The following is a 10,950-nucleotide window of genomic DNA, read 5'->3' as shown; positions in this document are numbered from 1 at the left end:
ATCTGGGCGAGCGCGTGCATGACCTGCGCCCGGACGAACGGGGACGGCCGTTCAACCGCCCGCATCAGCCAGTCACCTGGCTGCGCACCTGGACAACGCCGGCGTCGGCGGAAGGCCCGAAAGCCCTGATCGCCGGGTTGTATGGTGATAGTACGGCGGAGCGTGCCAGTGCGTCGTTGGCAGCGGCGCACGCCATGCTGGCCCAGCGACCCGAAGCGACGCGCCTGATCCTGTACCTGCACGATGGGGTGCCGACGGACGAACCGGCGGCCATGGTGAGCGCGACGGTCGCGACGGTGCGGCGGCAGGGCACGCTCGTGGTGGGCGTGTATGTTGGCCCGCAGGAACATCTGGAGCGGCTGGAGGGCATCTTTGGCGCCGCGGACACGCTGCCGGTGGCGCGGCTGCGCGAGGTACCGCAGGCGTTGGGGCGGGTGCTCCAGCGGGCGGCGGCCACGCGACGCCCAGGGCGGCGCTGAGCACGCACTGTGTGGGCAGGGGCGCGACCCTGCCGTGATCGTTCCCTGGTGTCCACGCACCCCTGCTGCTCACTGCGCTGCTTGGCGCGGTGGACGGCGGGGGTGTTCGGTTGTCAGGGGGGGATGTACGGGTAGGGTCGGCCCGCCATGCGGCGTGATCACCGTAGCCGATGCGGGGTTCGCTGCAGCATCGGGCTGCGTATGAATGGGGCTTGCGGTCACATTGACCGCAAAGCACTGCGTATGAACGGTGTTGCGGTCAAATTGACCGCAAAGTGCTGCATATGAACGGGGTTCGCTGTCAGATTGACCGCATCGGGACGTGGATGGCCGGTGTCTCGGTCAAGCTGACTGCGCCGCCTGCGTTGGGGTGAGTGCGCCAGCGGGCGGCGGCCACGCGGCGGCGCGGGCGTTGACGGAAGCCGGGCCTGGCCCTGCGATGCTCGTTCATGGGATCGATGCACACCCCCGCTGCGCACCGCGCCAGGCAGCGCGGTGCGCAGCGGGGGTGCGTGTGCATCGGATCGCTGATGTAATATCAGGTTAGGCTTTGATTTCCGGTTGGGCAGATTTTATCAGTGTCCCAAGCTATTTAATAAAAAAACTTCAAAAATGTTTATTAAAAAGACTAAAAATATTGTAGTAATAAATATTCCTCCACATATCAACGTGAACTTTACAAAAGGTCTAGATAAAAGAACAAATGCTATTGTAATAGTTATGAAACTAAGGAAGGCAAGATACACATTTCGTGCTGTCACTCCAAAGGTCGCACCTATTCCTCCTGCCATTGCAAGGGCCGCGCCAGGTAAAAATTCCAGTAATGCTAAAATTATTGCACAGCAAAACCGTAAAACAAAAAGAACAAAACCAAGACCATACCACAAATGGATGTTTGAGTCATCGTAAGCCCACTTTGCTAAGTCAAACTGAGTATAGCCAAAAGGTACCATCTCGTTGTATTTCTTCTGGTGATTTTCATTATATTCATTTATAAAACCAAAAATACCACTTTCAAAAAAAGATTTTTGATTATCTTTTTCATCATTATTTGAACTAGATTGAGTCAAAGATTCTTTTAAATCACTTGATGGAAGTGTAGGGGTGTTTTCGATATTATTTTCTGTAGTAGAAGAAGCTGTGATTGATTGAGGGGGTGATAAGATTGCGGTTGGTGGTGGTGATGATGGATTGAACCGAATATCAAAGACATCTCGTATTAAAGCGAGTAATGCAATAAGCAGTGCTAATATTGTCGCTATTGCTGCTAAATGATTTAATCTGTTATTCATTTTCTTATCTTATTGAGGAACCTACTGGGCTTTCCTAGATTTTCCGGAGTAACCGCTTTATTTCGCAGGTCATCATCCCCCTGCGTGAGACTGGTGCAGAATACCTGCAACTATTCGGGGTACGAAGGATGTTCGATCCGAGGGATGGAAAAACCGTTTTTTGCGGTCATGATACGAAATATTACCATCCTCTCTTCGAGTTTGTCCATTAAGCGATTGCGGTAGATTGGAGCTTAACTGCATAGACGAAAAGAGCAGACACATTTTTGAACTTTGGGTGTGAAATAGGCTATACAAGAAATGCTTTACACCCTTGCAAATTACAGAACAACGTTGAGCAATTAGAATAAGGGGTGATAAGCTTTTGGTCGTAAACCGCCTTGATCGGCAAGTTGGACAAAGTCGAACTCAGATCGTTGACGGCAATCCGCATGAGTCCGCGCAAGTCGTGCCGAAGGTCGATGCCCATATTCAGTGCTTTGGACATCCGATCAACGTAGTGCTCGTCAACCGTGGCCTGTGGCCGCCAATTTGGAGGCCAATGAATATGCTTTGGCTCACCAGAAGGTTCTGCTCATGGTCTTGCCCAAATCAGGCAAAATGTTGGCAAATGTATGACCCATGAGAGGCAAGCATGGTTTGTCCTCGACCTACCTTGGCAGCCACGAATTGAAGGATGGATCAGCGAACTTAAAGGTTGCCACAAGCTCAAACCCCTCCGATGGTCATGCCCAGATGGATCGCTGGGTCGAACGCGGTCTGTTCGTTCGCAACCTGTCTATGATCGCCCGCACGACCGCATGAACTCTGTTGAACCGAGGTGGAGCAGCCAGAGGTTGCGTTGGCCGGTGCCAAACACAGATCGTGCCGACTGCTGCCAAACACAGGTTGATTTACCTTTGTTTCATAGATTTTTAATAAGGTTCGCACCAAAATCTAGTACTAGCCTTCATTTATTCGTCCCTTGTAATACTCTTCATCCCGAATTCTCTCTAATTCCTCACGTCGTTTAGATAGACTCTCTGTTGTACTAGTGGCCTTATTGGAGGAGGGTTTTGCGGAATCCATACGTTCATCACTACTATTATCGAGGAAAATTTTTTGAAAATAGTAGTCAATACTTACGTCATTTTTACATCGTGAGCATTTAAAAAAACCTCCTTGTTTATGACTAGCATTCGAGAGGGTGGTTTTGAGCCTTACGATTTGTAATGCTTTTGTATTACCCTGAAGAGCTTTAAGGTAAAAGCCTAAACCCATGATTCCTCCGCTGACACCCAATGTGGATGCGGCGAAGGTTACACCAACAGCTCCTCCGATGACCATACTGATCTTTGTCCAATTCGGTTCGACGATGCCCCCACATTGAGAACAGATAACCTCACTCATAATCGTATCCTTCGTGAAACTACAGTTATTTTAGGGATGTGAGAAAGTTTATCTATCCAGATTTACGAGCTTGAACCTGATTTGTTGCTTACTGCTGTGGTAATTGCGATGAACCTGGATACACTTACCGTTTGGTTATTTTTTGGGTACGAAATAGAATTATACCCTCACTTGAGCCCAAGAGTGGCTTCGAGTTGTAGACCGTCCCCCACTTGAGTCTGCATGCTTTCGGGAAGTGTAGCGCATTTCTGCCAAATCATTCTCGCTAAGTGGGGCACAGCGCCTTCCAGATAGTCGATTTTGGCTCGCTGGTAGGGCAATTTCACGAACCGTTTCTCAGAATCAGCGAACGGTACGTTTAGCTTTTCCACTCCCCTTATTCGAGTTGAAATTTGTATCAACTACTGTTGGTATGGTAGCAGTCATCGATAGCGCACTCTCTCACAAGGACAACAACAAGTACCATGATGAAAGAACAGTTCCGTTATCAACCCGGATCAATGTCGGAAGGTGGAAGATAGGTACTGCGAAGATAGCATAAAAGTCAGCTTCGTTTGGTTAAAACCCATTCACGTAGTGCGGATATTTTTTTGTCGTAAAAGACACAAAGAAAACGGTCTGTAGCAGCCTTAATCGGAGATTCTTGTCACCACCCATGAAGCGACCACGTGGACGACCATCCTCATATGGCGCAAGCCTGGACCTTGCTGGTACGCGTGTTCCATCCAATCTGGGCGGAACTGAACCTACATCGTATGCGGACGCGGTCGCGCTATGGGAGGTGCTCAGTTTGTCGTTGCCCCCTGGTCACACCAAGCACATGCTGGAGAATGGTGCAGAATAGGGGTTGCCATCTGCCGAGCACGGGCCAAACGCGGTCGACAACGGGTGGGGGTCGTGCTCGTTCGGGCAGGATGCGGGGCCAGGTACCCGCAGGTGCCCAGAATCTGGCCTTCCATGCCCGTGCCAGACCGCATATGTGCCCGTGGGTGACGTTTGTTGGGCAGGCGCGCACGCCGCACGCGGGGCGTGCGCCGTGGTGCGGGGTGTGGGGACGGCGCGTGGGCCGCGTGGGCTCGCTCAGGCGGCGGCCCTCCGCGGGTGCCGGTGGAGCCAGCTGAGCAGGTTGCGGACGGCGCAGGCCTGGGAGAGTTCAAACTGCGCGGCGGCCAACCCGATGCAGCGGGCGCGGCGGCAACCCTGGTAGCGGGTGAGCCAGGCGATGGTCGGTTCGACGCGCCAGCGGTCGTGCAGCAAGGCTTTGCCTTCGTCGCTCTGGTTGACGCGCCGGGCCTCGCGCATGTGATGGTGGTAATCCGAGATGAAGACGGTGCGGTGGCTGTCGGGTTTGGCCTTGGGGTCACGACACTGCCCATACTCGTCACAGCCCGCGCAGTCGGACGCCCGAAACCGGAAGGAGATGCCGTCGGCGCTGCTCGAGGGATACACCATCGTGCTGACGATGCCCCCGGGACAGGTGCAGGTCATGCGGGCGAAATCGACCTGGAAGTCGGCGACGCTGAAGCGGGCGGGGTCGCTGCCGCCGCCCTGTGGGATAGGCGCGACGAGGCTCGTCTGGCCGTCGCTGCGGGTATGCACCTCGGCGCGGGTCTTGCCCCAGCCGGCCGCACCATCCATCACGATGATCTCCGGCAGTGGTGCCCCGGCGTCCTGCTGTTGCTGGAGCACGGCGGCGGGCGCAACGCTATCGGGCGTGCAGCCGGTCACGATCACGCAGGCGCGGATGCGGGTGCGGGTGGTGCTGATAATCGCATTGCTGCCGAGCACGGCGGGACTGCCTTCATGTTTGCGGAAGGTGGCCTCGCGGTCAACGGCACTGGCGATGCGGCGCGACCCCCGTTCCTTGGCGGGGCGTTCGGTCACGACGCCGGCGTCATCGGTGGTCAGTTCATCGGCCTGCACCTTGGCGAGATCGGCGAGGAAGGCGCGCACGAGCGGGGACACCACCGGGTCGAGCGTGTCCAGCTGGGCCGTGACCGTGGTGACGACGCGGGCGACCAGCGCCACGGTGGTCTGGAGGCGGGCGTGGCGGGCGGCGGCACTGCGAGCGGGTTTCGGCTTCTGCGTGAAAGGCGTCAGGTCGAGCGCCTCCAGCGCGGCGGTGAGGGTGGCTGGGCCGCGCTGCCGCAGCAGCAGGAGGAGGCGCAGGGTCAGGTGGCGGAGCAACGCCGCCGGACTGACACTGGGGGCGACCGGACTTTGCATGGCAAAGGTATCGACGATCTGGGGCGTGGTGGCGGCATCTTCCGGGTCAACGTGGTCGAGGAAGGTGAGCACATCGCGGAAGAGCGCGTCGGGCACGTGCTGGCGCATCCAGCCGTGAAAGCGGGCGAGCGTGGTATGGTCGGGAAGCTGCGGCGCAAAGAGGGACAGCCCGACAAACCAGCGCACCACGAGATTGCTGGCGAGATGCCAGGCCAACGCGCGGTCGGAACAGCCCTCGGCCCACGTGCGGACGATCTCGGCGCGTACCAACTGCTCCAGCGTGAAGGTCGGCGGCGCCCCGGGCGCGCCCTCGGGATGGCGATAGGCGGCACAGGCCGCGACCACGGCCGCGGGATCATAGGCCAGGCCGATGCGCACCAACGGATGGTCGCGCACCGTCGTCGTGAAAATCCGACGGAGGATGGTCGTCTCCGCCCAGACCAGGATCGGGCCAAGGAACATGATGATCCAGCCCTGGAGCCAGCGCGGCACGGCGGGCAGATCGGGCGTGCCAGCCCGGAGGATTGGTGGTAGAATAGGAAGCATAACCGTCTTTTTTGTGTCCTTGATGCGGTTTTACTACAGTCATCATGCCACAAAAAAGCGGTTTTTCAAGCACTCACCGTGACGATCCTTCGCACCCCGAACAGTTGCAGGTATTCTGCACCAGTCTCATGCTGGAATGAGTGACGGTGAAGCCTCGTGCATGGCCTGTTAGGAGCGAACGTGCAATTTACAACGTTATCGAAATATTTCACAAAGTCAGCAGCATGAACCTAGCTCTTGGATCAACTCGTCTGAGAACACTCGGCTCAGTACGATCAAACTCGGACAAGTTAGCTGTGAAGCAGTTGCGTGAGAGACCAGAAGGTGTGGAAGCAGGGATAGTTTCCGGCTGAAACCTGTCGGAGAATCGCTTCAACCCCTGATTTGAGTTTTGTTTGCCGCCCAAAAAAAGCCAGTTTCTACACGGATACAGTTAGCGTTGTAAATTACATCTTCGCTCCTAACAGTCCTGGTACCCTGCACCAGCTTCGCCACCGCTACGCAACAGGGCCCTCACCCGAGATTCGTGTCACCAGCCGCATGAAGCGGTAACGTGTAATACGAGGAGCCTCGTCATCACTTGCAACTCGTGCCAGAAGGTTGTTGCTGAACCCGCCGCTCCACGCGTCGCCCGGCTGCACGCAGCACCCGCAGCACCCGTTGGCGCTGCGCGATGTCCTCGGTTGTGTTGTAGCGCACGGCCAACCGCTCGGCCAGGGCGATGGCTTCCTGGCCGAGGGCGGAGCCGGGGGCGACCGGTTCGGGCGGAGGCAGTTCCAGGACTTCCTGATCTTCAGGATAGTCGTCTGGCCGCTTGCGCCCAAGGTACTGGGTATGCTGGGTGCCTTCTTGGCGCCAATGCCGGTAGTAGTAGGGGCCGAAGGGGCGCAAGACAAGGGTGAGACTGAGGCGGTTGGTGGTGGGATCGACCGTGATCTGGAGCCGTAGCCGCCAGATGAGCCGCGCTTCCCACCAGCCTTCGCTGGCGCGTTTCCAACGTCCGAGTGCTGCCTGAAGCTCGTCAGGCAGGGTGTCCAGGTGCGCCGGGTTGTCTTCGGTGAGGACGATGTGCGCCAGGCGCAGCGCGGCGTGCGCGGCTTCCAGGCGGGCGAGGTGGGCATCGAGCCGCTCAGCGCGTGGTTCATCGCCAGGGCCAAAGGCGAACATGGCACAGTCGCGGGCGGTTCGCGCTAGGTCGGTCCGCACCTGCTCGGCTTGGGCCAGCAGATCCCTCCGCCGTTGCGCCCGCTCGTTGGCACGCTTGGCGCGTTCTTGACGATGAAGAGTGCGGCTCATGGTGATGTGTCGTTCTCTGTTAAGGACACACGACGAGCATCGATTGCCCAGCCTATCAGGATCCCTGGGTTATCTTTATAAGTTGTGTGTAGTCCTATACTTTTAACACACAACTATTATAGAGTAGCCAGCGGCTTGCGTCAACCCACCTGCGGCACCTAGCTTAAGAAGGCGAGCCGGGGGCGTGCGGTGCGACCTGGTGGAATGGTCATGCGATCTACTGATTTGTTGTGTGTTTATATTTTTTTGCTACGCACAACAATTTTTTGTATGCACATCACGGTGACCGGTAGCGGTCTAGCCTGCTATCTACGGGGGCGCGACGCATATGCTGGGACGACCATGCCAGGGTTCACGCTGTCCACCTGGTGACCCGGTACCGCCTCAGGCGGCTGCTGACACACAGCGCGGGTCAAGGCTGATCATCCGGCCCGGCTCTCTCTCGAAAGGAGGCTCTGTCGTTCAAAGCCGACTTTGCGGCTCTGACGCTTAGCCGTGCAGAGCTTCGATACCGACCCAGGGCTGCACTGATGCTGCGGCGTGCCGGTGACGATCACGTGCGCAAGATCGGGGAGATCGAAGATCGTCAGCTTTCCTTGCCCCATCCCCGTATCTTTTGGCGACCGGCAGCGGTCTATCCTTTATAGAGAGAGGTACGCGAAGGGCGCGTGCCCACGCCCCCGAGCGGAGGGAAGCATGGAACTAACCCCACAACGTTATGCTCGCTTTGTGCTCGCCCGCCTGACGATCGAAGCGCTGACGAGTCATTATCTGGCTCTCGTCGACGCGGAAGATCGCCAGTTCTTCGTCGCATTGTTGAGCCGCTGTTTTGGCTGCGAAGCGGTGCTGACGGCAGCGGAGCGCCAGGGCGCGGACGGCCTCTGCACGCGGTGCCGCCAGCGGCGGGCCTGGCAGCGGAACTGAGCCCGCGCCACGCCCCGCCGCGCCGCTACCCTCGCGTGTGATCACCTATGTGCCCTGGATCGTGCGTGCGTGCGGTCGCGCCACGGCCACGCGCACGCTCATTCCGCCGGCGCAAAGAAGGGCACTTCGACAAACTCAACTGCTTGGCGCTTGGCCGCTTCGCCCCGCCGGTCGTCGTGCGCTGCGGGGGCCACGGGCAGGCGCGGGGGTGGCGGGTCAGGTCAATGCTGGCCGCTGAGACCTTGGTTATGCTGCGCAACAAAGGCCCATATGCGCCCTTGTGACACCAACGGTGGCCGCCGCAGCGTGCGACCCCCACCGGCTCAGCGCCTCGGCGTTCTCTTGCGCCGGGGCCGCCCGCGCTGATCGTGCAGCAGCCCTCGCTCGTGCGCCTCCGTTACGGTCGCCAGGTAAACCAGGTGACGGTCGCCGACGTGGATGGTGGGCAGCCGATCCTCTGCGGCGGCCTTGGCAAGCGTGGGCAAGGGGTACCCGAGCTGGCGGGCGGCGTCCGCGAGGCGCAGCGGGGCGGCGGGACACCCGAGCAGGGTGCGCACATGGTGCGGAGCACGGGCCCAGGCCTGCTGGATCAGGTGGTTCCGCAGGGTCGCCTGCTCGATCAGGGTGAGGGCGGTCAGCGGGTGGAGCAGATCGACGGCCACGGGACGCTGCGCCGCATCAAGGTGCAGCGCTCCGCAGATCACGGCGGCGTAGGCGAGATCGTACGCGGCATCCTCGACGCTCACGATGGTGACGAAGAGGCCGCGTGGCGCGTCGGGGGCATGCGGCGCGACGGCGAGCGTGCTGGGGACGGTGTCCTCGGCGGCGGCGAGGTGGCCGTTGATAACGGTCAGGGTGGTGAAGTGCATGGGCAGAGGCTTTCCTAGAAATGAGCGCTGCTCTATTTTACTTGATCTTCGGGGAGGATGGGGCAGGCTCGCCGGTGGCCGCCGGGGGGCGAATAACCCCTTGATAATTTAAATTTATCACGGTATAATGAGTGCCAGCGCCCCGGCCCGCTGCGCGCCACGCCGGGGCCGGGCCGTCCGCCCACGGGTGCCACACCCGCCACCCGTCTCGCCGCCTTGATGAGGTCGCCCATGCCTGATGATCATGCTCTCAGTGTTCCCGCGCCCCACGCGCTGGCGCGCGCGGCGGCGGCGGCTGACCAAGCTGCGGCGCAGGGCGTTTTCGCCCGCTACCGCGCCGAGCTTGCCGCACAGACCCGCCGGGCGCAGGATGCTGACCTGGCCCGCTGGCAGCGCTATCTCACCGCCGTGGGCGTGGGGGAAGCCAAGGACGCGGCGTGGGCCACGGAACCCAGCGCCTGGACGCATGTGACCTGGGGCCTCGTCGAAGGGTTCCTGCGGTGGCAAGAGACGGCCGGCTATAGTTTGGCGAGCATCGCGCGGGCCTTGGCGACGATCCGGGTCTACTGCATCCAGGCCACGCGGGCGGGCACCCTCAGCCCGGCGGCGTTGGCGTTGATCCAGACGGTCAAAGCTGCCGCGCCACGCTCCAAGGCGGGCCGCAACCGTGATGCGCAGCGCACGACGACGCGCCGGGGGGCCAAAAAAGAGGCCCCGACGAAGCTCACGGCAAGCCAGGTGCGCCGCCTCAAGCATGAGCACGCGGAGACGCCGCAGGGACGGCGCGATGCGGTGCTGATGTGCCTGCTGCTCGATCACGGGCTGCGCGTCTCCGAAGTCGCCGATCTTCAGGTACGCGATCTTGACCTGGAACGGGGCCTGCTGCGCTTCTACCGGCGCAAAGTGGATGCCACGCAGACCCACCGCCTGACGGGGGACACCCTCCGCGCCATCCGGCGCTACGTCGCAGCGGGCGATCTGCGTGCGGAAGGCCAGGTGCTTCGCGCCACCACGGGCCCGCGCGCGGTCAACCTCGGCGGCCCCATTTCCATCCAGGGCCTGCGCGACCGGGTGCGCATCCTGGGCCAACGGGTCGGCGTCGCGGGGCTGAGCCCGCATGATTGTCGGCACGACTGGGCGACGCGGGCGGCGCGGGCCGGCACGGATCCGCTGGCCTTGCAAGAAGCGGGGGGGTGGAGCAGCCTGGCGATGCCGCGCCGCTACATTGAAGCGGCGGTGATTGCCAATGAGCGGGTGAAACTGGCCGTTGAGGACGAGGAAGAGGTGCCGGGGGGCGAGGCCTGAGGGGCGCGTGGGGTTGCATGGTGCGGATCCCACGCTGCCCGCTGGATGCGCTGCGAGCGCATGGGCGTGCGTTGACGATCTGGCACCGCTCGCGCAACGCACGCAAGGCCCGGCCCGCGCCGCTGTTCAGCCTTGCGCCGAGGTTCGTGGGATGAACTCTATCCATGCGGACGCCGTCGCTCGGTGAGCGTCACGGCCACATACCAAGGTTCACGATCTCCACCTTGCGACACGGGAGCGCTGCATGCCGCTGGTTGTTAAATGTCAACTAGATTTGCCGCCCGCATTGCCTCACGTTAGATGTAACCTTGACAAGCATCGTTGCCTCATGAATAATGTCACCCAACGCAATTGAATCTAGAGAGAGCGTAGGGTGTCGTGTGAGGTCCCTGATGAGTTATCGAGCGAAACGTGAATTGTTGGCGCAGACGGCGCCACGTTACCAAGAGGCTGGCCATCAGCAGAAGTCGGTCATCCTCGACGAGTTTGTCGCTGCCACGGGCTATGCCCGTAAGTACGCCATTCGGTTGCTGACCAGCCCGGTTGCCGCCCCTCGTCCCGCGATCACTCGCTCGCGGGAGCGACGCTATGGGCCGGAGGTGCAGGCCGCGCTCCGGCTCGCCT

At 60.1% G+C, this 10,950-nt stretch carries 9 protein-coding genes; 4 read left to right on the top strand and 5 right to left on the bottom strand.

The genetic code is table 11. The annotated features are described in order from the left end of the window. Positions 1–479: hypothetical protein (locus tag EYB53_RS23975; RefSeq protein ID WP_167857588.1), on the top strand; the 479-nt coding region annotated here is incomplete at its 5' end. Positions 480–1,054: 575 nt separating this feature from the next. On the opposite strand, the gene EYB53_RS23970 is transcribed toward EYB53_RS23975, so the two are convergent. The 4 genes from EYB53_RS23970 to EYB53_RS23955 all read right to left on the bottom strand — a co-directional run bounded on the left by EYB53_RS23970 (position 1,055) and on the right by EYB53_RS23955 (position 7,228). Beyond that, positions 1,055–1,771: a hypothetical protein gene (locus EYB53_RS23970; protein ID WP_135481890.1), complete on the bottom strand. Its 717-nt coding sequence runs from the start codon at positions 1,769–1,771 to the stop codon at positions 1,055–1,057. A gap of 942 nt (positions 1,772–2,713) precedes the next feature. Beyond that, on the bottom strand, positions 2,714–3,160 hold the full coding sequence (locus tag EYB53_RS23965; protein WP_135481888.1) for a hypothetical protein: 447 nt from the start codon (positions 3,158–3,160) through the stop codon (positions 2,714–2,716). 1,080 nt (positions 3,161–4,240) lie between these two features. Next, positions 4,241–5,932, bottom strand: coding sequence for a transposase (locus tag EYB53_RS23960; protein ID WP_135481886.1), 1,692 nt, complete (start codon positions 5,930–5,932; stop codon positions 4,241–4,243). Between the two features lie 576 nt (positions 5,933–6,508). Beyond that, positions 6,509–7,228, bottom strand: coding sequence for a hypothetical protein (locus tag EYB53_RS23955; RefSeq protein ID WP_135481884.1), 720 nt, complete (start codon positions 7,226–7,228; stop codon positions 6,509–6,511). Between the two features lie 696 nt (positions 7,229–7,924). Here EYB53_RS23955 and EYB53_RS23950 point away from each other — a divergent pair. Further along, positions 7,925–8,152 (top strand): hypothetical protein, encoded by a 228-nt coding sequence (locus EYB53_RS23950; protein ID WP_135481882.1) that lies wholly within the window; start codon positions 7,925–7,927, stop codon positions 8,150–8,152. Between the two features lie 323 nt (positions 8,153–8,475). On the opposite strand, the gene EYB53_RS23945 is transcribed toward EYB53_RS23950, so the two are convergent. Beyond that, positions 8,476–9,021, bottom strand: coding sequence for a hypothetical protein (locus EYB53_RS23945; RefSeq protein ID WP_135481880.1), 546 nt, complete (start codon positions 9,019–9,021; stop codon positions 8,476–8,478). Between the two features lie 231 nt (positions 9,022–9,252). Between EYB53_RS23945 and EYB53_RS23940 the strand changes: the two genes are divergently transcribed. After that, entirely contained in the window at positions 9,253–10,326 is a 1,074-nt protein-coding gene (locus tag EYB53_RS23940; RefSeq protein WP_167857587.1) for a tyrosine-type recombinase/integrase, read from the top strand. A 392-nt stretch (positions 10,327–10,718) separates the two neighbouring features. Beyond that, on the top strand, positions 10,719–10,950 hold a 232-nt coding region (locus tag EYB53_RS23935; protein WP_205712751.1), incomplete at its 3' end, for a hypothetical protein.

This window comes from Candidatus Chloroploca mongolica (assembly GCF_004762035.2).
Taxonomy (GTDB): Bacteria; Chloroflexota; Chloroflexia; order Chloroflexales; family Chloroflexaceae; genus Chloroploca; species Chloroploca mongolica.
Note: the sequence above shows the minus strand (reverse complement) of the source record. Positions and strands in the feature narration are given on the sequence as shown.